This is a genomic window from Yersinia entomophaga (assembly GCF_001656035.1).
GTDB lineage: Bacteria > Pseudomonadota > Gammaproteobacteria > Enterobacterales > Enterobacteriaceae > Yersinia > Yersinia entomophaga.
Map to the genome: position 1 here is coordinate 4,203,023 of NZ_CP010029.1, position 22,924 is coordinate 4,225,946.

Below are 22,924 nucleotides of genomic sequence, written 5' to 3' on the forward strand. Positions count from 1 at the left end.
TGCCTCTGGCTATTCTTAGGTTTGTTAATGGTTACGACATGAAAAAAGAAGAATTCTACGCGGAATTAAAACGCGATATGAGAGCATTAATTGCTGGTGAGCATAATTTTATCGCTACACTTTCCAATGTCAGCGCGCTGTTGTATGAGCGCCTCGACGGGTTGAACTGGGCCGGTTTCTACCTGATGGATGGCAATCAACTGGTATTGGGACCGTTCCAAGGGAAAATCGCCTGTGTACGTATTCCCGTGGGTAAAGGCGTGTGCGGTACGGCAGTGTCAGAAAATCGCGTACAGCGGGTTGCGGATGTCCACGCTTTCCCCGGGCATATTGCCTGTGACGCCGCCAGTAATGCCGAAATTGTCCTGCCAATCGCGATAAACGGCGTTGTCATCGGGGTTTTGGATATTGACAGCACAGTTTATGATCGTTTCGATGAAGAAGACGAAAAAGGGCTGACGTCAGTCTTGGCGGGGCTTTGCGCCCATCTTGAACACTGTGACGTTGCGAAATATGTCACACAGACTGCAAGTTGATACACGGATAACGTGGCAATTGCTGGAGGCGTCATTATAATGACGCCTGTTCATGCCTGCGCTGGTTGGCAAACCCGTTGTAATCAGGAAATTTCATGGAAAATCAACCTAAGTTGAACAGTAGCAAAGAAGTCATAGCCTTTTTGGCCGAGCGATTCCCGCTTTGTTTCACCGCCGAAGGCGAAGCACGCCCATTAAAGATCGGCATTTTTCAGGATCTGGTGGAGCGAGTTCAGGGGGAAGAGAATTTAAGCAAAACGCAATTGCGTTCAGCCTTGCGTCTATACACCTCAAGCTGGCGTTATCTTTATGGGGTCAAAGTCGGAGCAGAGCGTGTTGATCTGGATGGCAACCCTTGCGGTGTGCTGGAAGAGCAACATGTCGAACATGCCCGCAAACAGCTGGAAGAGGCGAAAGCCCGTGTTCAGGCACAACGTGCTGAGCAACAAGCTAAAAAACGCGAAGCTGCCATTGCTGCGGGTGAAACCCCAGAGCCACGTCGCCCACGTCCGGCAGGTAAAAAACCTGCACCACGTCGTGAAGCAGGCGCTGCTCCGGAAGCTCGTAAGCCTCGTCAGCCAAATCGCCCACAGCAGGCCCGTGCTCCTCGCCCAGCGGCAGAAGAGAACCAGCCACGCCCTGTGCCGGTCACAGATATCTCGAAACTGCAAATTGGTCAAGAAATCAAAGTCAGAGCAGGCAAGAGTGCGATGGACGCAACCGTATTAGAAATCGCTAAAGATGGCGTACGGGTGCAGCTATCTTCAGGTCTGGCGATGATCGTGCGCGCAGAACACTTGCAGTTCTGATACGGAGGCCAACCTAGGCATGAACAAATTTGTCAGATTAACAGCATTAGCAGGCTTGTTACTGGCGGGGGCGAGTTACGCTGGCGATACGACTACTTATCGTATCGATCAGTTACCTCAACTGCGTCAAGAGCCTCAGCACTCGACGGTGAGTGAGCGCGTCGCTTCGCGCTTCACTCGCTCTCATTATCGTCAGTTCGCGCTGGACGATCAGTTTTCCGCCAAGATATTTGATCGCTATCTCAATATGTTGGACTACAGTCACAACCTGTTGCTGGCATCAGATGTGGCACAGTTCGCCAATAAAAAGAATTCACTGGATGATGAATTAAAATCCGGTCAGTTGGATACGCCTTATGCGCTATTCAACCTGGCGCAGAAACGTCGTTTCGAGCGCTATCAATACGCATTGTCAGTGTTGGAAAGACCAATGGACTTTACCGGCAATGACACCATCGATTTGGATCGCGCCAAGGCGCCGTGGCCCACTAGCGAAGCCGAGCTAAATAAGCTGTGGGACGCCAAGGTCAAATATGATCAACTTAATCTCAAATTAGCCGGTAAAACGGATAAAGAGATCAAAGAAACGTTGACCAAACGCTACCAGTCAGCCATTAAACGCCTGACGCAGAGCAACAGCGAAGACGTTTTCCAGCTGATCATGAATGCTTTTGCTCATGAAATCGATCCGCATACCAATTATTTGTCTCCGCGTAACACCGAGCAATTCAATACTGAGATGAGTTTGTCTCTGGAAGGCATTGGCGCGGTATTGCAAATGGATGATGATTACACCCTGATTAACTCCATGGTGCCCGGTGGCCCAGCGGCCAAGAGTAAGGCGATTACCGTCGGCGATCGTGTGGTTGGCGTCGGTCAGACCGGTAAACCTATGGTCGATGTGATTGGCTGGCGTCTGGATGATGTGGTTGCGCTGATTAAAGGGCCGAAAGGCTCCAAAGTGCGTTTGGAAATCCTGCCTGCGGGCAAAGGAACCAAAGTGAAAACCGTCACCCTGACCCGCGAACGCATCCGACTGGAAGACCGAGCGGTTAAAATGTCGGTTAAAACCATTGGCAAAGAGAAAGTGGGAGTGTTGGATATTCCTGGTTTCTATGTCGGTTTAACCGAAGACGTGAAGGTTCAGCTGCAAAAACTGGCCAAGCAGAATGTGAGCAGTATTATTATCGATCTGCGCAGCAACGGCGGTGGCGCTTTGACCGAAGCGGTCTCTTTGTCTGGCTTATTCATCCCAAGCGGCCCGGTCGTGCAGGTGCGGGATAATAACGGCAAAGTGCGTGAAGACAGCGATGCCGACGGCATTGTGTATTACAAAGGCCCGTTAGTCGTGCTGGTGGATCGTTATAGCGCCTCGGCGTCTGAAATCTTTGCGGCAGCTATGCAGGATTATGGTCGTGCGCTGATTGTCGGTGAACCGACTTTCGGTAAAGGTACGGTGCAGCAATATCGTTCTCTGAATCGGATTTACGATCAAATGCTGCGTCCAGAGTGGCCTGCATTAGGTTCGGTACAGTACACCATTCAGAAATTCTATCGCGTGGACGGTGGCAGTACCCAGCGTAAAGGCGTGGTGCCAGACATTGTGATGCCAACCGGTGTCGATCCGGCGGAAACCGGTGAAAGCTTTGAAGATAACGCGTTGCCGTGGGATCGCATCAACGCCGCAACCTACACCAAGGTTGATGATTTGAAACCTTTCGAGCCAGCGTTATTGAAAGATCATGCGGCCCGTATCGCTGTCGATCCTGAATTTAAGAGCATTCAGGAAGATATCGTGCGCTTTAAGGCGTTAAAAGCGAAACGCAACAATGTTTCCCTTAACTATGCGCAGCGTGAGAAAGAGAATCAGGAAGACGACGCCACCCGTTTGGCGCGCTTGAATGAACGTTTCAAACGCGAAGGTAAAAAGCCGCTGAAGTCTTTGGATGATTTACCTAAAGATTATCAAGAGCCGGACCCTTATCTGGATGAAAGCGTCCATATTGCTTTGGATCTCGCCCAGTTGGAAAAAGCGCAGCAACCAGCCGCTAAATAAGCCGCCAGTGATGCAAAAATCATCCGGGGTCTCTTATGAGGCCCCGGATTTTTTTATGGTACGAGTGGGCCGTGATCGTAAAAAACGCGCTAAAGGATCGCCGGAGTGGCTGGGGCGGCGGAGGGAATCACGGGGAAAACGGCGCAGGAAGACGACTGAATGTGATAAAATATGTTCAAATTTGTAAAGTTATGTTGATTTAATCAGTTACGGCTTAACAAGCCTTGAAAATTTATTAGATGCCCATAGGATCAGGATATCTCAATAGGAATTTCGGTAAACGGCTAAACAAATAAGGAAGTAAAAATTTATGATGCGTATAGCTCTGTTCCTTCTCACTAACCTGGCGGTGATGTTGGTCTTCGGGCTGGTGCTAAGCCTGACTGGAATTCAGTCAAGTAGTATACAGGGGCTGATGATTATGGCGCTTCTGTTCGGTTTTGGTGGTTCATTCGTTTCACTGCTGCTGTCTAAATGGATGGCGCTGCGTTCCGTTGGTGGGGAAGTGATCGAACAGCCACGTAATGAAACCGAACGCTGGTTGCTGGATACCGTACGTCGTCAGTCTCAACAGGTTGGCATCGCTATGCCACAGGTTGCCATTTATCAGGCTCCGGATATTAACGCCTTTGCGACCGGCGCTCGCCGTGATGCTTCGCTGGTGGCAGTGAGTACCGGTTTACTGCAAAACATGAGCCGCGATGAAGCGGAAGCAGTTATCGCCCATGAAATCAGTCACGTAGCTAATGGTGACATGGTCACAATGACGCTGGTTCAGGGCGTGGTGAACACCTTTGTTATCTTTATTTCTCGTTTAATTGCGCAGGTTGTCGCTGGTTTTGTGTCTGGCGATCGGGAAAACGAAGGCAGTTCTTCTGGCAACCCAATGGTGTATTTCGCCGTGTCTATGGTGCTGGAACTGGTATTCGGTATTTTGGCGAGCATTATCACCATGTGGTTCTCTCGTCACCGGGAGTTCCATGCGGACGCTGGCTCAGCCAAATTGGTGGGTCGTGAGAAGATGATTGCGGCGTTGCAACGCCTGAAAACCAGCTATGAGCCGCAGGAAGAAAGCAGCATGATGGCGTTTTGCATCAACGGTAAATCTAAGACTTTCAGCGAATTGCTGATGTCTCACCCACCGTTGGACAAGCGCATTGAAGCACTGCGTACTGGCGAATACCTGAAATAAGCCACAACCGCTTGTGGTGAAGCAGTTAGAAAGCCCCGTGAATAGCGGGGCTTTTTTGTGCCTTTTTATTGTCGAATTTTCAGCGCGCTAGCTGGTTTTAGATGAAATGCGCAGCAGGCTAACCACCGCCGCCAGCGTGGCAAAACCGCCGGCAAGTAGCAAAGAAGCATAAGTAGCATTGTCCGCAAACTGATGGAACATTAAGGCCACTAACGCCGCGCCAGAGGTCTGCCCTAGCAGACGCGAGGTGCCTAACATACCGCTGGCACCGCCGCTGCGGTTGGGCGGCGCGGCAGAAATGATCGTGTGATTGTTCGGCGACTGGAATAAACCGAAGCCGACGCCGCAGAGCATCATGCGCCAGATAATATTCAAATCGCTCGGATTGGCCGGAAGAGTTGCTAGCAGGAAGAGTCCGCTGGCGAAAACTGCCAGTCCGATGCCGCCCAACAGACCCGCCTGATAGCGTTCCACTAACCGACCGGCAATCGGTGCGGCCACAACCGTTGCCAGCGGCCATGGGGTGAGCAACAGCCCGGTCGCCACTTCATCCCGCCCTAACACGTTTTGCAGGAAGAACGGCAGCGACACCATCGCCAGCATTTGTGCAATAAAAGAACAAATCGAGGTGCCGACGGAGAGGGCAAAAATCGGGATACGTAGCAGATCGACGGGTAATAACGGGAAAGGTTGCTTGAGCTGGCGACGCACGAAGAAAAAACCAATCAGTAATAGCGCTATGATTTCACCGGCAATTAGCGTCGGGCTTTGTCCTTGGGCAAAGCCGCTAATGGCGATAATCAGCAGGCCAAAGGTTATGGCATTCATCAGACAACTGACAATATCGAATTTATTACCGTTACTCTTGGCTACGTTAGCGGGTAAGTATTTCATGCCCAAACACCAGGCGAGCAGGCCAATTGGAACATTGATGGCAAAAAGCCATTGCCAGGATGCTATCGATAGTACGGCGGCGGCGATGGTAGGGCCAGCGGCGGCAGAAAAGGCCACGATCAGGGAATTAATGCCAATACCGCGTCCAAGTTGGGCTCGCGGATAAATGATTCGAATTAGCGCCGTATTGACGCTCATCAGCGCTGCAGCCCCAAACCCCTGTAATACCCGTGCAAAAGTCAACGTCCAAAGGGAATCGGACAGGGCGCAGAATAATGATGTCAGGCTGAAAATAAGCAATCCAGCCTGATAAACCCGCCGGTAGCCGATGATATCCCCGAGGGATGCCAGTGAGAGCAGCGAAATGGTGATGGCTAACTGATAGGCATTGACGATCCAAATAGAATCGGCCGGGCTGGCATTCAAATCGCGGGCGATGGTGGGTAACGCTACATTTGCAATAGTGCCATCCAGTACCGCAATAGTAATACCCAAAGCTATCACCAAAATGGCGGCGTAGCGCTGGGGAACCGGCAACCCATCAGTCTGAGAAGGTGTCATATGGAATTTTATCTGTAAAAGTAATGAAATGGCTAAGTATTATAATGCTAACGGCAAAGGTGGCAGATTGCATCTTTGCCACTCGGATAATTGTCATAGCTAATTGTCATAACTGATTGTCAACGAATGTGTGCAGGATGCAGGAGTGGCCAAATCATCATGATAAGACAGATAAAAGCCAGAAAATATCAATGCTATTGGCTAAAACGAAACTGCGATCACGGAAAAATGAAACATCGTTCCTATAATGGATTGTCACATGTTAACCAGCTGATGCTGCCAACATTTTTCATTCTCTGACGTTTTAAGGATTCCTCGGATGGCCAAAGGTAAACTCATTCCACTGACATTTCACACCTATCAGGATGCCTCTACCGGTGCCCAAATTACTCGTTTAACGCCTCAGGACGTGACCTGTCATCGTAACTATTTCTATCAAAAGTGCTTCACTCAGGATGGCCGTAAACTGTTATTTGGCGGCGCTTTTGAAGGGGCGTGGAACTATTATCTGCTGGATTTGACTACTCGGATAGCCACTCAATTAACCGAGGGAATCGGCGATAATACTTTTGGCGGTTTTCTGTCGCCAAACGATGACGCGCTATATTACGTAAAAAATGGCCGTAATCTCATGCGGGTAGATTTGGATTCACTGGAAGAATTCTTGGTTTATCAGGTGCCTGACGGGTGGATGGGGTATGGCACTTGGGTAGCGAATTCAGATTGTACTAAGTTGGTTGGTATTGAAATCAAGCAGGAGGACTGGCAGCCGTTAACCGATTGGAAGAAATTCCACGATTTCTATTTCACTCATCCTTGCTGCCGTTTAATGAAAGTCGATCTGCGCACCGGGCAATCAACGGTGATTCTTCAGGAAAACCAATGGCTAGGCCATCCTATTTATCGTCCTTTCGATGATGCTACCGTCGCTTTCTGTCATGAAGGCCCGCACGATTTGGTGGATGCACGTATGTGGCTGATCAATGAAGACGGCACGAATATGCGCAAAGTGAAAACCCATGCGCCGGGAGAGAGTTGCACCCATGAATTCTGGGTGCCGGACGGCTCGGCTTTGGTTTATGTTTCTTATATGAAGGGTAGCCCAGACCGTTTTATTTGCAGCGCCGATCCGCTCACGTTGGAAAATCGCCAGTTGACCAAAATGCCAGCCTGTTCCCATTTAATGAGCAATTATGACGGTTCTTTGATGGTGGGCGACGGCTCTGATGCGCCGGTAGATGTGCAGGACGATAGCGGCTACAAGATTGAAAACGATCCTTTCCTGTACGTATTCAACATGAAAACCGGCAAACAGCATCAGATAGCGCGCCACGACACCTCATGGAAGGTATTTGAAGGCGAACGTCAGGTAACCCACCCGCATCCTTCTTTTACACCAGATAATAAACAAGTGCTGTTTACTTCAGACGTTGACGGCAAGCCCGCACTGTATTTAGCGACTTTGCCTGAAACTGTGTGGTTATAGCATCTTTGCTCTGGCCTCCGGGGTAAAAAGAGGCCAAATCCCTATTTCTCAGTGTGATATCAGATTAATTATATTGCATCATTGCGCAATCTCACCGCTTCCTCTTATAATAAAACCATTGTTCTATTTTTTTTAAAACAAAAAAACGAGTAGGGTAACGACACAATGGCTACGAATGATTTTGATAAACAGCCCGACTCAGTTTCGTCGGTTCTGAAAGTTTTCGGTATCTTACAAGCGTTGGGTGAAGAGCGAGAAATCGGTATTACCGAACTCTCGCAGCGTGTGATGATGTCCAAAAGTACGGTTTACCGGTTTCTGCAAACTCTAAAGTCTTTAGGCTATGTGGCGCAGGAAGGGGAATCTGAAAAGTATTCGCTGACGCTTAAGCTGTTTGAATTAGGCGCAAAAGCGCTGCAAAACGTCGATTTGATCCGCAGCTCGGATATTCAGATGCGCGAATTGTCGAATCTGACCCGTGAGACCATTCACCTGGGCGCTTTGGATGAAGACAGCATTGTCTATATCCATAAAATTGATTCGATGTATAACCTGCGAATGTATTCCCGAATTGGCCGTCGTAACCCGCTGCACAGTACCGCTATTGGTAAGGTGCTGCTGGCCTGGCGCGATCGCGGCGAAGTGGAAGAAATTCTGTCTCATATCGAGTTTACCCGTAGTACCAAACACACGCTGGACAGCGCTGCGGTGCTATTGCCAGTGCTGGATCAGGTGCGTGAACAAGGTTTTGGCGAAGATATCGAAGAACAGGAAGAAGGGCTGCGTTGTATCGCCGTTCCGGTTTTCGACCGTTTTGGCGTTGCCATCGCGGGGCTGAGTATTTCATTCCCGACGCTGCGTTTCTCAGAGGAACATAAGAGCGATTATGTAAAGTCATTGCATCAGGCGGCGCGTAATATCTCGGAACAAATGGGTTATCGCGACTACCCGTTTTAATGGGCGGCGTTTAATGCATTATTAGCTAGGTAAATCCAGCGGCTCCTGATTCAGGGGCCGTTTTTTTTGCTGGTTTCCCCCATGATGGTAAATTCTTAAGGTGCAAATGATACTTATGCAGAATGTATCGTTTACATACCATTTAGTTTACATCAGTTACTGTGAATCGAGTTTATCAAACGACAGGGAGTGTGAATGATGAAAAAATTATTGCCGGCGGCGCTGTTGCTGCTTTTGGCTGGGTGTAGCAGTAGCCCGCATAAATTGATCGATCGCGGTGATTATCAGGTAGATACCACCCATCCTGCGGTGGGGCAGAACGATCGGGTGCGCTTTCTAGTGTTCCACTATACGGCGGTTGACGATGCGGAATCCCTGCGATTGCTGACTCAAGAGCAGGTTAGCGCGCATTATTTGGTGACGGAACATCCGCGTAAAGAAGGTGGCAAACCGGTGGTACTGCAACTGGTTCCCGAAGATAAACGCGCCTGGCATGCTGGGGTCAGCGAATGGCAAGGACGTACCAGCCTGAATGATACCTCGATAGGCGTGGAAATCGTCAATCTGGGCTATACAGAGGAGCTGCTAGGGCGTAAGTGGTATCCGTTTAACGAAAACCAGATTGAATTGATTGAGCGGCTGGGGAAGGACATTGTTGCCCGTTATCATATTGCTCCGACAGATGTTGTAGCGCATAGTGATATTGCTCCGCAGAGAAAGTCCGATCCCGGCCCGTATTTCCCGTGGAAACGTTTATATGAAGCTGGCATTGGCGCTTGGCCAGACGAAGGGCGGGTTCAGGAACTGATTGATGGCCGTGATAAACACGAGCTGGTGCCGGTTGAGTCTATTCAGAAAGCGTTAGCGACTTACGGGTATAAAATCCCGCTAACCGGTGAACTGGATGAGGAAACCCTGAAGGTGATAGCTGCCTTCCAGATGCACTTCCGCGCCAGCGATTTCAGCGGCGTACCGGATGTGGAAACCCTGGCTATCGCACAGGCTCTGGTGGAAAAGTACCGTAGTTAATCCAGTTTGAAGAACCCAGGTGAAACAAAATTGAAAAAGCCGGACAGTTTACGCTGCCCGGCTTTTTACTGATTACGATAAGTGAGACATTTAGCGATGCGCTAATTCCACCTCGTCATCACTGTTTAGAATCTCTTTGTCGGTTTGTTTCATCAATTGGCTGGTGATGGTACCGGCAGTCATAGAACCGCTTACGTTCAAGGCGGTACGGCCCATATCAATCAAAGGTTCAACGGAGATTAACAGAGCAACCAGCGTGACCGGCAGACCCATGGCTGGCAGTACAATCAAGGCTGCAAAGGTTGCGCCGCCACCTACACCGGCTACGCCAGCTGAACTGACGGTGACCATACCGACCAATGTTGCAATCCAAATCGGGTCCAGTGGGTTGATACCTACGGTTGGAGCCACCATCACCGCCAGCATAGCCGGATACAAACCGGCACAGCCGTTTTGACCAATCGTTGCGCCGAAGGACGCAGAAAAGCTGGCAATGGATTCAGGGATACCCAGACGGCGAGTTTGCGCTTCCACACTCAGTGGGATGCTGGCAGCACTGGAACGGCTCGTGAAGGCAAATGTCAGCACCGGCCAAACTTTCTTGAAAAATTTCAGCGGGTTGATACCGGTAAAGGCAATCAACAGACCGTGAACCACGAACATGATCGCCAGACCCAGATACGAGGCCACAACGAAGCTACCCAGTTTGATAATGTCCTGAACGTTAGAGCCAGCGACGACCTTGGTCATCAATGCCAGCACGCCGTATGGGGTCAGTTTCATAACCAGACGAACCAGTTTCATCACCCAGGATTGCAGGGTATCGATAGCAACCAGTACGCGTTTACCTTTTTCAACGTCGTCTTTCAGCAATTGCAGTGAAGCAATTCCCAGCAGAGTCGCAAAGATAACTACGCTGATAATCGAAGTTGGGTTTGCACCGGTTAAATCGGCAAACGGATTTTTCGGGATAAAGGACAAAATCAGCTGAGGCACGCTCAGATCCGAAACCTTGCTCAGATAATTGCTTTCAATCGCGCTTAGGCGAGCCGCTTCCTGAGTGCCCTGAACCAGACCTTCAGCGGTCAGGCCGAACAGATTGGTGACAAATACACCGACTAACGCCGCAATCATGGTAGTAAACAGCAGGGTGCCGATAGACAGGAAACTGATTTTCCCCAGCGACGCCGCATTATGCAGCTTGGCGACGGCACTTAAAATGGACGCAAATACCAACGGCATCACGATCATTTGCAGTAATTGTACATAACCGTTACCGACGATATTGAACCAGGTAATAGATTCTTTCATTACCGGGTCGTCAGAGCCATACACCAAATGCAGGCCGAGGCCGAACACCACGCCTAATGCCAGACCAGCCAGAACTTTTTTGGCCAGGCTCCACTGTTTGTGACGGGTTTGTGCCAATAGCAACAGCAATGCGACAAAAATCGCCACATTAATTACGAGCGGTAGGTTCATCCCCAAATCTCCAAAATTCTATTATGAATACTTTTTGCGTATTCTATTTATATTGCTGACCTTGATAGGTCGCGAAGCCAACTATCCTAACAGTTACTGAGTTGGCTCACTTATATCCAAAAAGAATTTGATATAATTTTTTACGCAAATTTGTATAAAGTATATGCTTTGGGTGATGATTTCGGCAGTTAATTGTGATCAGAGTTTGAAACTCTTCAATTGCTCAACATAGGATTGGACGGGAAATGAGCGGTCGCTCTGCCAGTAAACGGCGTAGCATACTAAAAGTACGCAAAACACGCGTTCCAGCTGATTCCCTTTTTGCGAATTGAGCAGAGGCAGGCGAAACCGCCAACGGCACGGCCACAGCAGTGGTACGCCAGCAGGCGTCAGCATATCCGCCAATAAATGGCTGAAATAGCCGACGATCATCGCATGCATGACGTCAGGTGGGATAAACCAACTGCGGGGAATTTCAAGCTGAAATAACGCTATTCCACCGAGGATCGCTAATAAACTGTGGGTAAAACCGCGATGGCCAAAAATCCGTGCAATAGGCGCGGAAATCCACTTCAAGCGTTGCCCCAGAACAGAGCGGGGATGGTCAATATCAGGTAGTAGAGACGTCAAAAGGGCGCCCGGTATAATGTGCCACCAGTCCCCCTGTGTAAGCTCGGGAGTCAACCCGGCTTTTTTGGCAAAAATTGCGCAGGCGACAGAAAAAATCAAATGCCCTTCCGCGGTCATACAAACGTCCCAAACTATAACTGTTAATTTATCCAGTATATGGGATTTCTCTGGGTGAAGATAGCCGTTACGCTGTAACTAAATGTCACATTAGGAGTGATTTTAGGGTGAATGTTGTTTTTTCAGACAATCCACAGCTGGCGCGTGGCTGGGCGGCGGATATTACAGGAAATGGAAGGTGAAAAAAACGGGGAAAAGCGACTGGGAGTCAGATTTTTCCCCAAACACGGGTAACAGGTTTGCAGCGGCAGTTACTGCAATACTAATGATGAGTATTCAATCAAATCGGACATACTGAGGTTATAACGGTGACCAGGTTATAACGACGATCAGAAGGTGTACTGCACCCCCACGCGGAAACGGGTCTGGCGTTCGTCGGTCAGGCTGCTGCCAGAAACATTGCCGATAGCCACATAAGGTTTCCAGTTTTTATCCCATTTGTAGGCCAATTTGACATCATGACTCCAGTCATACTTTTCGTTATTTGCCAGAATTTTGTCCTCAGATTTTTTGTAATCCAACTCATATTCGACGGAGTAATCTTTCAGGAAGTTATAGGCAAATAGCAGGGTGAATTGATGGCCTTTCTCAGTATCTTTGGTGGAAGGCTGGTTACGTTTGTAATAAGGGCGATAGCGTAGAGACGTAGAGAAATCGTCAGTAAAGGCAACTTTGCCGCGTAAATATGGCCGGTAGTTATTGCTGTCTGATGAGGATTCCAGAGAGAAGCCCGGTTCCAACTGGAAGGTCTTGTTAAATTTATACACATAGCTGGCTACCACTTCGGTACCATTACTGACCTGTTCGTGAAAAGGTTTGTTTGCGGTGTTGTCCGAGCTGTGTTGCCGCCATTTGCCTTCCAAAGAAAGGCCAAAGCCGTTAGCGAAACGGTTAGAGAACAGCAGACGATCTTTATGATCGTTCGAACCGCTATCCAGCATTTCATGACGATAATCGATAGTTGTTGCCACAGAGCTGAAACTGATAACTGATGCCATTGCCAGAGTAAGTAATTTAAATTTCATTTTTATAATCCCTGAGTGATGTATTTTCGCATCAATAAAGAATACATTCTTAAAAAAGAAACATCGTTTCATTTATTGTGGTTTTATATTCTATTTATTATTTTAATAATTTTTGTGATCGATGTCGTCATTGTTCCCTAATAAAATAAAAGCATTTTAAACTTGTGATGACGATCTAATTGATTGTTTTTATTGTAATTTAATCAAGCAGAAAAACCCCGCCAAATAAATGGCAGGGTGAGTTTAGTGCCTTATTCTTCGATTTATCGCATGGCGCGTTTTAAAATTCGGTCACCCTGACGATTAAAATATTCTGCAGTTTCCTCTACGGTTTTCTGACCATAATCGATGTATTGAATGGCGTCGCCAAATAAAGAAACAATTTGTGGATCATCGAAATAAGGCGAGGTTTTCATTTCGTGCGGCAAGGCTAATGCCATATTTAGGCCAGATACGGACGGATCGGTATCTTGAATAGTGCCGCTGGTGCGTAATTGTTCAACCGCCGTCGCGCTAAGCGGCACGCCGCGTTCCAACCCAAGCGCTTCCACACCTTCTTTGCTGTTTAGCAGGAAGTTAATCAGAATGGCGCTTTCTTTCGGATGTTGGGTAGATTTGCCAATAGACAGCATTTGCGCAGGTTTAAAGAATAAACCGGCATCTTTGGCACCTGGCAGCATTGGGTAGGGGCCTAACACCAATTTAGCCGGTTTTTTCAGGTTGTCGGAGTATTTATTAATGGTGGAGTTCCACATATATGTACCGGCCCACTCACCGTTAATCCAGGGTTTCATTTCGTACATATTACTTTTGCCGAAGGATGCATAGTATTTGGTCGAAGGCATTACATGGCTATCTACCATTTTCTTATACAGAGTAAAAAACTCCACCCATTGCTCTTTGCTATAGGCAAATTTTTTGTTGGCTTCGTCAATCGTTGGAATATTGTATTTTTGCGTCATATAAGAGCGAATTAACGCCAATGTGTCCTGATGCTCTAAAACGACGGGATAATATTGGTTGCCCAGTTTTTCTTTAAATACGGCGCCTGCGGCTAGCAGCTCGTCCCAATTTTTTGGATATTCTAGACCCGCATTTTTCCAGGTTTCATCGTTAAAATAGAAAATACGGGCGGTAACCGAAATCGGAATACCGTTCAGTTTACCGTTAACCGTAGTTTGCTGTAATTCTTTGGGATCGAACTGATCCAAATCCAACGTGTCTTTGACTTTAAATAAATCGTAGAAGCCTGCGCCATCTTTAGAGAAAATCGGCAGCCAGTTCCAGTTGGTTTGCATCACATCCGGTTCAGTACTACCGGCAATTTGCGTAGTTAAACGAGAAAGATGGCCGTCCCAACCGGTATATTCGGCTTTAACGTTAATATTCGGATGCTGCTTATGGAATTCCTCCAAAGCTTTTAGCGTGACCTGATGGCGGCCATTACCACCCCACCAGGACATACGAAGATTAACCTCATCCTGAGCAAAAGACTGGTGTGATAATAGTGCCAGAGTAGAAGCTATCAGCGTGTGTAGGATCGCTTTTTTCATTGGGTACTGCTCCTGTTAAAGAGAGATGTTTTTTTCTGTTTTTGCGTCAAAGATATGGCATTTATCCATATCAAACTGGAAATAAACGGTACGGTGCAGTCCGTTCTCAATAATGGGACGAGCTTCATCAGAAGGCAGACGGCAGGTCAACTCGAAGTCATCGACTTTGACGTACATAAAGAACTCATGCCCCATATTTTCTACCCGCACTAATTCACCCTGAGAGTGATGGGTGGTGAAAGGCGCTTGTGACATACGAATAAATTCCGGACGCACGCCGAAGAAAACTTTTTCTCCGCTGTGTGCCGCTACTTTTCTTTGTTGGGAAGGATTTAATACCAGCGTATATTGACCCACCGTCAGGCCAATTTGCCCCTCGGTTTCTACCAGTTTACTCGGCTTAATATTCATCTCCGGCGCGCCAATAAAACCGGCGACAAACATATTGACCGGATAGTGATACAAATTGTCTGGCGTATCGACCTGCATAATATGACCCAGTTTCATCACGCAGATTCTGTCACCCATGGTCATAGCCTCGGTTTGGTCGTGTGTGACATAAACCGTGGTAGCAGCTTTACCGCTTTTCTTTAATTGCTTATGTAAATCGGAAATACGGATGCGCATTGATGCGCGCAATTTAGCATCGAGGTTCGATAACGGTTCATCAAATAAGAACACGTCCGGTTTTTTTACAATGGCGCGCCCCACGGCAACGCGCTGAGCTTGCCCACCAGAAAGTTGACGCGGCAGCCGATCCAATAAATCTTCTAATTCCAGAATTTTGGCTGCTTCGCTGACCTGAGTTTCAATTTGTTCTTTTGGTAATTTGCTGAGCTTCAGGCCAAAGGCCAGATTTTCTTTCACTGTCATATGTGGATACAGCGCGTAGTTCTGAAACACCATGGCAATACCGCGAGATTTTGGTGCCAGATTATTAACCACCCGATCGCCAATACGCACTTCCCCATCGCTGATGGTTTCCAGACCGGCCAACATGCGTAGAGTGGTGGATTTCGCGCAGCCGGACGGCCCGACGATAACCATAAATTCGCCGTCGTGGATGGTCAGATCGATACCGTGTACCGCTCTGAAACCGTTGGAATACACTTTGCCTAATTTGTTGAAAATGACTTCAGCCATGATAAATCCTCTTTTAACCTTTAATTCCGCTGCTGGTGACGCCCTGCACGAAATAGCGCTGAGCCAGGAAGAAAACAATGATGGATGGCAGAATGGAAATACTTGCCATTGCCAAAATCTCGTTCCACGGAGCGCCTTCCGTTACATCGATAGACATTTTCAGAGCCAGCGCAATCGGGTATTTATCGACGCTGTAGACATAAATCAGCGGGCCGATAAAATCATTCATTGACCACATAAACTGGAATAGGGCGACGGAGATAATGGCCGGTTTAAGAATAGGCACGACTACGTACCACAGCACTTGGAAGGAATTACAGCCGTCAATTTGCGCCGCTTCTTCCATATCACGCGGTACGCCGCGCAAGAATTGAATGAGCATAAAGACGAAGAATCCCTGAGTAGCAAAAGCTAAGGGTAAATACAGAGGTAAATAACTGTTCAGCATGCCCATTTCGCGAAACATTATGTATTGCGGGATCAACAGCACGGTACTTGGCAGCAACATGGTGGTAATCAACGTAGCGAACCAGAACTTTTTCCATGGAATATCGAAGCGGGCAAAACCGTAGGCGACGATAGTAGAGGAAATAATGGTCAGAATAACTTTCGGGATGACGTATTTGAATGTGTTCAGCATATAATGGCCGAAATTATATTCAGTACCGGTTTTCCAACCATTAACAAAACCGTCTTTCGTTGCGTGCTCTGGCCATAGTCCTAAAGTCGTGAAGATCTCGTTATTCGGTTTAAATGCGGCGGAGAACATCCATAATAATGGATACAACATTAATAACCCGACGATAATTAACACCACATAACGGAGGGCCGCACTTATTTTTTCTTTTCGCAATGTCCGGCTGATTTCTTCAGCGGCGCTTTGCTGTGTAGCTGACAGATTTTCTGATTGAGATCGCGGGTTTTGTTGGATATCAGTCATTTTTTCCTCCTTTATCGGCGGAGTAGAACACCCAATATTTCGAAGATTTAAAGGCAATCGAAGCGAATAAAGCAACAACCAAGAATAATATCCAGGCCAATGCGGCACCGTAGCCCATGTCGAAATATTTAAATGCGGTGTCATAAATATAAAGGGAGAATAAATAAGTGTAGTGCGTTGGCCCGCCACCGGTAATAACGTAAGGGGCAGTAAATTCCTGGAAGGCCTGAGTGGTTTGCATAATAAAGTTAAAGAAAATAACCGGTGTAATTAATGGCACCGTGACTTTCATAAACATTTGCCATTTAGAGGCACCGTCTATCATGGCGGCCTCATACTGAGACTGAGGAACGTTTTGCAATGCTGCGAGGAAGATAACCATGGCGGAACCAAACTGCCAGACGCGCAGCAGTGTTACCGAGGTTAACGCCAAAGAAGGTTCGCCGAGCCAGTTAACCGGATCAAAGCCAAGCACGCCAATAAAGCCGTTCAATAAGCCGTCGATGGCAAATAGCGCACGCCACAGTACCGCAATGGCCACACTGCTACCGAGGATTGACGGAATATAAAAAGCGGTGCGAAAGAAGCCAATGCCTCTTAACTTAAAATTTAGGACAAATGCAATGCCTAAAGCGAAGGCCAGCTTTAATGGAATCGTCAAAAATACATAGGCAAATGTAACGCCCATGGATTTCCAAAATAAATCGTCCTCAGTTAGCATATGACGATAATTCTCTATCCCATTAAATACGGGCGGATTCATAAGGTCATATTCAGTAAAACTGAGAAAGAAAGATGAAACAAAGGGGAATGCCGTGAAAACTATCAATCCTATTATATAGGGAGAGATATAGGCTAACCCCAGCATTCTGTTTTCATTCATAATGCTTACCTATTTTATTAAAAGAAAAAGCTAAATTGTCTGACTCAAAAGAGTCGGGTAAATGAAATCGATATCGTAAATTACGTTATTGCTGCCATTCCTTTGATAGTCCCCGTGGATGTACCCACCATTAGTCAACAATACCGGCACTTCGGCTAATTTATTTTCTTTGGCAGCAATTAAGGTTAATAACGTTAAAGCAATAGGATCATCGATGCGGACATAGCGATGTTGTGCAGACTCAACAAATAATCCCCGATGGTAGTGCTGTTTAAATAATGTTTTCCCTACGCGCCAGGCGAGATTAAACAATTGTTGATCCTGGCAATGCTGCGCCAGCTCTATGAATGCTAAAAGTAAATAAGGGGAGGCTGCCGGTGGCTCAATCGCTAATAGGGTAGTGTGAAAAGGTCTCTGTTTTAATTCGACCAAATTTAAGCGTTTCAAAATAACGCTGATTAGGTCGAACAACTCATCGTCGTTGCTTAAACGCCAGGCGCGTACCAGTGGCAATAAATAATCAGGATTTAAAGGACAGGGTTTGATTTCGCAGCCTTTTGAACCGTAATAACCGTCTCTGGGAAGAATATAGCCAGTCATATCCTGACCGTCGATCCACAAGGGGCGCAGAGTATTACTTTTTAGATCATAGGCAAAGCGATAGTAATTTTTGAGTCCTTCAATGACCCATTTTTCCATTTCTGCGTCGGGATGTTGACGCAGAATATCCAACATTGCCAGTGGGTTATCCACTAGTAGCGGGCGCATATCGCGGAATAATACATTGGCTTCTCGCGCTAGATAGCCAAATTCTGCGCCAAACTGACGCGCCGCCCGATCGCCATACCAAGACTGAGTTTGGTTATCATCTGCGGGGATCGGCTGGCGTTGCAACGGTGAGCTGAATTGATAGGCAGGTAAACCGGTTTCAGGGTGACGTGCCAGAACGTATTGACGATATAAATGTTTTCCCCAGGCCGCAGCCTGATCATCGCCAGTGAAGGCGGCATATTTAAAGGCGGCATAGATCAGATCGGTGCCGGCGTTGACAAAGGTTAATCCTTTGGTTTCAGGCAATTGTGGCCAGAGCGCGGGATCGACAACATCGTGGCGCGGATGTGCAAAAACCTGTGGGTCTCGTATTTTGCTGTATTCACCGTGGCGACCTAAATCCAGCGTTTTCCAATCGTCAACGTGTGCATGCCAAAATCCTTGTATGAAATTCAGCGTGGATTCACGATCGATTTCTGCTAAAAAATCATAATAAGGAAGGTGGTGCTTAAGCTCATGCACCAATGATTTTGATGCTGGCCCTTCGGAACTCAGGGTATCCAAGTGAAAGAAGTGGTGCCCACCCCAGGCAAACAGGCCGCTGGCGGTATGAACGCCATGCTGTAAGAAATAGCGCGTTTGGATTTCTGCTCGTTGCCGGTACTGTGGGTCATGAGTTACCTGGCTGAGCGCTGTCAGGGTTCGCAGCCAATTTTGCTGGCTGGCAAAATTCGAAATAGGCACCCGACGACCATCAGCGAATTGCCAGCACACCGGCTGATGGGTTACCACATCGAAACCGTCGGCTAGCAGCGGGGTGGGATGAATCTGGCTTTGACCAAGAGTTTGCACTGAATCTGCATGCTGGCGAATCGCCGTCAGCCACTGTTTGATGTCTGCTTCGCTGCCTTTAATGTCGCCTGCAAAATGCATCGCCGTCACCTCTTGGTGGAACCAAATTACAGTTCCTTATAAATAGAAACATCGTTTCAATACATTATATTTGGATTTATTGGCGAGTCATTGAGCGAATGATAAAAGTGTGATCTAAGTTGGAACGTTGTTTTGATTTTTTTAAGCGATGAGTTTTAGGCTGCAAGTGATTCAAGAGGTTTACTTTTAAATTAATGATATATAATAAGAAATATACGGTGTTAGGAGTGGCGGTATTATTTCGCGCAGGCGAGAAGCTTTACAATAACTTTAGTGTATTGATTGTAATCATAATCATAATCATGCTTTCGTTGTGAGACAGATCGTGTCCATTGAATTTAGGCAACACAAAAGCACAGCGTTGCGCGCCGTGCCTATGAAGTTTATTCGTCAGAATTAGCGAGCTAACCAACCACCATCCACGGCGATAGTGTAGCCACTAATATAATCGGAGGCATTGGACGCTAGGAATACCACCGGCCCCATCAAATCACTCGGTAAACCCCAGCGAGCGGCAGGGATTCGATCCAAAATCTCTTTGCTACGTTCTTCATCTTTACGTAATTGCTGAGTATTGTTGGTTGCCATATACCCAGGGGCTATAGCATTGACGTTAATATTGTATTTGGCCCATTCATTTGCCAGCAAGCGGGTCACGCCCATTACGGCACTTTTTGAGGCGGTATAAGAAGGAACGCGCACGCCTCCCTGGAAAGACAACATTGACGCTACGTTGATGATTTTGCCGCCGGTTTCCTGCTTGATAAATTGGCGGGCGACCGCCTGTGACATAAAGAACACCGTTTTGATATTTACATTCATCACATCATCCCAGTCTTTCTCACTGAAATTGATGGCGTCTTCCCGGCGAATAATTCCGGCATTATTGACTAAGATATCGATTTTGCCGAATTCAGCGACCGCTTGTTCCAGTATCCCCGGAATACAATCAATATTGCTAAGATCGGCGGTCAGGCTATAAAAACGGCGGCCTAATACAGTTATTTTCTGAATGGTTTCCTGAGGTTCAACAATATTAACGCCGACAATATCGCAGCCCGCTTCCGCCAGACCAATAGCCATACCTTGGCCCAAACCAGTATCACAGCCGGTTACCAGTGCAACTTTACCTTTCAAATCAAAGGAATCTAAAATCATAGCTGAAGTCTCTTTTCATGCGGTTTATTGATGGCCGCGATAGCAAGATCATGAAGAGAACCGGTATTTCCCAGCTCTCCAATCGGTCAATATTCCATTTGGACAATTTTTAACGTAGGTCACTCACCGCGATGTGGTCCATATCGCCAAAGACCTGATTTTCGCCCACCATGCCCCATATGAAGGTGTAGCGCTTAGTACCCACACCTGAGTGAATAGACCAGCTTGGCGAGATAACGGCTTGTTCGTTGTGAACGAGCAGATGGCGAGTTTCCTGCGGTTGGCCCATCATGTGGAAAACGGCCGTTTCTTCATCCATATCGAAATAGAAATACACTTCCATACGGCGATCGTGGGTATGGCACGGCATGGTGTTCCACAGGTTGCCCGGAGCCAGTTTGGTCAGACCCATTGTCAGTTGGCAGGTTGGCAATACGTCCGGCACGATATATTTGTTGATGGTACGGCGGTTACTGGTGGCATCGTCACCCAGTGTTTGCGGTGCGGCTTCTGCCAGCGTGATTTTTTTGTTGGGGTAAGTGGTGTGAGCCGGTGCGCTGTTATAGTAAAACTTTGCCGGTTGAGTGCTATCTATGCTACTGAACTCAACGTTTTTCGCACCTTTCCCGACATATAAAGCTTCTTCGTTAGCAATTTCGTAAGTCTGACCGTCAACCACAATCAGGCCTGGCCCACCGATGTTAATCACGCCCAGTTCACGCCGTTCCAGGAAGTAGCTCACGCCGAGCTGTTTCCCCACGTCATCCCCAATGCTGACGGTTTGGGTCGCCGGCAGAACTCCCCCGACGATGATGCGGTCAATGTGGCTATAGGTCATGGTGTAATCATCTGCGACAAAAATCTTTTCAATTAAGAATTCGCGGCGCAGGCCAGCGGTATCGAGTTGTTTGGCGTGGTCGCTATGAATGCTTTGACGAACTTGCATGTCAGTGCCTCTCTTTCAGAACAGTATCTTAGATGGGTAAGCCCGCAGGAGAAACGCAGTGTGCCGTTGAGAAAGGGCTTCTAGTACGAAGCTTTTTTCTTTCTTTAGCCAGCTACGTTTCTGGTGATGTTGAGGATAATAGTTCGTGTGGGATGACAATTCAATAAAAATGGAACTATGTTTTATTATTTTTTTGAGTGATGTCATGAATTTTGGTTTTTCCCCGCGATTTACACCTTTGGTGCCAGTAGAATGCAAAAGAATTCGCGAGCTGGCCGTGGTTTAACTGCGATAGGCCGATTTAACTTCATGAGGGTGCAATGATGCATATGTTCTTTATCAATGATGAAACTCCGTGGGAAGTACTAGGAAATGGGATCAAGCGAAAGGTGATGACCTGGAGCGACGAATTAATGATGGTTTGCGTTCATTTCGATAAAGGCGCAATTGGTGTGGCGCATCAGCATGATATTCATGATCAAATCGCCTATGTGGCGGCGGGAAGTTTTGAGGTAGAAATTGACGGACAAAAACGCATCTTAAAGGCTGGAGACGCCTATCGGGCGGTAAAATATGAAATGCACGGTGCGGTGTCTCTGGAAGCTAATAGCATGCTAATCGATACTTTTTCACCGAAACGTGCCGATTTCCTGTGACACAAAGGATCGCTTAGGAATGCTTTCCGAAGAGATAAATGAAGTGATGGGGAATGAAGGGGGAACTTTCCCCCTTAATCTGCCACATTATCAACCAGAGTTAGCAGTTAAATCGGGCGGCGTAACGAGAATATTTATCTGTACGATGATTTAATGCGAGAAGCGTATTGTCCAGAATTCTGCCATCTTCCTAAGCCTATAAGCCTAATAAAGCGTTAAGCTGGGTTAAGAAATGTCTTCAACCCGAAGTTCCTCTAACGAATCCAGCTGGATATCTGCCAGCGCCCAGCGAGGATCTTCACGTAGCTCTGCCGCAGGAATGACGATAGAACGCATTCGCGCAGCTTTGGTCGCTATCATGCCGTTAAACGAATCTTCCAAGGTCACGCATTCCAATGGGTCAACGCCCAGCTCAGCGGCGGCGTTCAGATAAACTTCAGGGTGCGGCTTGCTGTAAGGCAGATGTTCTGCGGACATCAAACAGTCAAAGTATTTCTCCAATTCGAACATGGCTAATACTTTTTGCTGCATCACCAGTGGGGACGCTGACGCAAGACCGATTTTCAACCCCTGACGGCGACACAATTGCAGCGCGTATTCAACGCCGGGAAGTAGAGGGCGGGTTTGCTCCACCAGTTCAATAGAGCGGGCAATAATTCGACGGCAGACTTCCGCTTCGTCGGGGCCTTGCCAAGGTTGGGTTTTGTACCACAGCTTAACCACCAAATCGATGCGTAGCCCCAGAGTGTTGGGCAATTTGTCTCTGGACGTGGTATCCAGCCCCAGTTCACTGAATATATCTAACTCGGCTTGGAGCCAAAGCGGTTCGGAATCAATCAGTAAACCGTCCATATCAAAAATAGCGGCTTTTATCGGATGCAGATTAGCCATCAATCATCGCTCCTGTCGGTTGGAGATATAAGAGAAACACACTGTAGCATTGTGCTGCCGTTACGCTAAAACTATTGCTGCGCGTTGTTTCGCAAAACCGCCTGAAACTGGGTTTGCAGCACGCAATTTGCCTGTAATGATAAATAAATTGAGTTTTTCCCATAAGAACATCCATTCGCTGGGGATTAATAAGCTAGGCTTGGATGACGCAGATCGATGATTATTACGGTGAAATCATTGCACACCTGACAGAAAGTACGGGTAAACTGTACCAAT

General features: G+C 47.5%; 20 protein-coding genes. 8 read left to right on the forward strand and 12 right to left on the reverse strand.

From position 1 onward, the window contains the following. The first annotated feature begins 38 nt into the window (after positions 1–38). The 4 genes from PL78_RS18895 (at position 39) to htpX (ending at position 4,593) form a co-directional block, all read left to right on the forward strand. A complete protein-coding gene (locus tag PL78_RS18895; protein WP_064518050.1) occupies positions 39–536 on the forward strand; it encodes a GAF domain-containing protein in 498 nt (165 codons plus the stop codon). A gap of 95 nt (positions 537–631) precedes the next feature. Next, complete coding sequence (proQ, locus tag PL78_RS18900) at positions 632–1,345, forward strand: RNA chaperone ProQ (RefSeq protein WP_064518052.1); 714 nt, start codon at positions 632–634, stop codon at positions 1,343–1,345. 19 nt (positions 1,346–1,364) lie between these two features. Then, a complete protein-coding gene (gene prc / locus PL78_RS18905; RefSeq protein ID WP_064518054.1) occupies positions 1,365–3,401 on the forward strand; it encodes a carboxy terminal-processing peptidase in 2,037 nt (678 codons plus the stop codon). Between the two features lie 310 nt (positions 3,402–3,711). After that, positions 3,712–4,593 (forward strand): protease HtpX, encoded by an 882-nt coding sequence (gene htpX, locus PL78_RS18910; RefSeq protein ID WP_064518056.1) that lies wholly within the window; start codon positions 3,712–3,714, stop codon positions 4,591–4,593. Between the two features lie 87 nt (positions 4,594–4,680). On the opposite strand, the gene PL78_RS18915 is transcribed toward htpX, so the two are convergent. Continuing rightward, positions 4,681–6,048 (reverse strand): MFS transporter, encoded by a 1,368-nt coding sequence (locus PL78_RS18915; RefSeq protein WP_064518058.1) that lies wholly within the window; start codon positions 6,046–6,048, stop codon positions 4,681–4,683. Positions 6,049–6,367: 319 nt separating this feature from the next. On the opposite strand from PL78_RS18915, the gene PL78_RS18920 reads away from it, so the two are divergent. The 3 genes from PL78_RS18920 to PL78_RS18930 all read left to right on the forward strand — a co-directional run bounded on the left by PL78_RS18920 (position 6,368) and on the right by PL78_RS18930 (position 9,520). Then, positions 6,368–7,534 (forward strand): oligogalacturonate lyase family protein, encoded by a 1,167-nt coding sequence (locus tag PL78_RS18920; protein ID WP_064518060.1) that lies wholly within the window; start codon positions 6,368–6,370, stop codon positions 7,532–7,534. A 165-nt stretch (positions 7,535–7,699) separates the two neighbouring features. Beyond that, the gene (gene kdgR / locus PL78_RS18925; protein WP_064518062.1) at positions 7,700–8,491 is read left to right on the forward strand and encodes a DNA-binding transcriptional regulator KdgR; all 792 of its coding nucleotides are present in this window, start codon (positions 7,700–7,702) and stop codon (positions 8,489–8,491) included. A 198-nt stretch (positions 8,492–8,689) separates the two neighbouring features. After that, complete coding sequence (locus tag PL78_RS18930; RefSeq protein WP_064518572.1) at positions 8,690–9,520, forward strand: N-acetylmuramoyl-L-alanine amidase; 831 nt, start codon at positions 8,690–8,692, stop codon at positions 9,518–9,520. A gap of 90 nt (positions 9,521–9,610) precedes the next feature. Here the strand turns inward: PL78_RS18930 and PL78_RS18935 are convergent, their stop codons facing one another. The 10 genes from PL78_RS18935 to kduI all read right to left on the reverse strand — a co-directional run bounded on the left by PL78_RS18935 (position 9,611) and on the right by kduI (position 21,101). Continuing rightward, positions 9,611–11,002 (reverse strand): L-cystine transporter, encoded by a 1,392-nt coding sequence (locus tag PL78_RS18935; RefSeq protein ID WP_064518064.1) that lies wholly within the window; start codon positions 11,000–11,002, stop codon positions 9,611–9,613. 198 nt (positions 11,003–11,200) lie between these two features. Then, entirely contained in the window at positions 11,201–11,749 is a 549-nt protein-coding gene (locus PL78_RS18940) for a metal-dependent hydrolase (protein ID WP_064518066.1), read from the reverse strand. A 329-nt stretch (positions 11,750–12,078) separates the two neighbouring features. After that, complete coding sequence (locus PL78_RS18945) at positions 12,079–12,774, reverse strand: oligogalacturonate-specific porin KdgM family protein (RefSeq protein ID WP_064518068.1); 696 nt, start codon at positions 12,772–12,774, stop codon at positions 12,079–12,081. 263 nt (positions 12,775–13,037) lie between these two features. Continuing rightward, positions 13,038–14,327 carry an ABC transporter substrate-binding protein gene (locus PL78_RS18950; protein WP_064518070.1) on the reverse strand — a complete coding sequence of 430 codons (1,290 nt, stop codon included), beginning with the start codon at positions 14,325–14,327 and terminating at the stop codon, positions 13,038–13,040. 15 nt (positions 14,328–14,342) lie between these two features. Continuing rightward, positions 14,343–15,470, reverse strand: a complete 1,128-nt coding sequence (locus tag PL78_RS18955; protein ID WP_064518072.1) for an ABC transporter ATP-binding protein — start codon at positions 15,468–15,470, stop codon at positions 14,343–14,345. Positions 15,471–15,483: 13 nt separating this feature from the next. Continuing rightward, a complete protein-coding gene (locus tag PL78_RS18960) occupies positions 15,484–16,410 on the reverse strand; it encodes a carbohydrate ABC transporter permease (RefSeq protein WP_064518074.1) in 927 nt (308 codons plus the stop codon). Next, positions 16,403–17,293, reverse strand: coding sequence for a carbohydrate ABC transporter permease (locus tag PL78_RS18965; RefSeq protein WP_049600619.1), 891 nt, complete (start codon positions 17,291–17,293; stop codon positions 16,403–16,405). Before PL78_RS18965 ends, PL78_RS18960 begins: the two co-directional genes overlap by 8 nt. 30 nt (positions 17,294–17,323) lie before the next feature. Then, positions 17,324–18,997, reverse strand: coding sequence for a pectate lyase (locus PL78_RS18970; protein ID WP_064518076.1), 1,674 nt, complete (start codon positions 18,995–18,997; stop codon positions 17,324–17,326). Between the two features lie 396 nt (positions 18,998–19,393). Continuing rightward, positions 19,394–20,155 (reverse strand): 2-dehydro-3-deoxy-D-gluconate 5-dehydrogenase KduD, encoded by a 762-nt coding sequence (kduD, locus tag PL78_RS18975; RefSeq protein ID WP_064518078.1) that lies wholly within the window; start codon positions 20,153–20,155, stop codon positions 19,394–19,396. Between the two features lie 109 nt (positions 20,156–20,264). Further along, positions 20,265–21,101 carry a 5-dehydro-4-deoxy-D-glucuronate isomerase gene (gene kduI, locus PL78_RS18980; protein ID WP_064518080.1) on the reverse strand — a complete coding sequence of 279 codons (837 nt, stop codon included), beginning with the start codon at positions 21,099–21,101 and terminating at the stop codon, positions 20,265–20,267. Between the two features lie 323 nt (positions 21,102–21,424). On the opposite strand from kduI, the gene PL78_RS18985 reads away from it, so the two are divergent. Further along, a complete protein-coding gene (locus PL78_RS18985; RefSeq protein ID WP_064518574.1) occupies positions 21,425–21,757 on the forward strand; it encodes a cupin domain-containing protein in 333 nt (110 codons plus the stop codon). 225 nt (positions 21,758–21,982) lie between these two features. Here the strand turns inward: PL78_RS18985 and hxpB are convergent, their stop codons facing one another. After that, positions 21,983–22,648, reverse strand: a complete 666-nt coding sequence (gene hxpB / locus PL78_RS18990) for a hexitol phosphatase HxpB (protein WP_064518082.1) — start codon at positions 22,646–22,648, stop codon at positions 21,983–21,985. Positions 22,649–22,924: the final 276 nt, after the last annotated feature.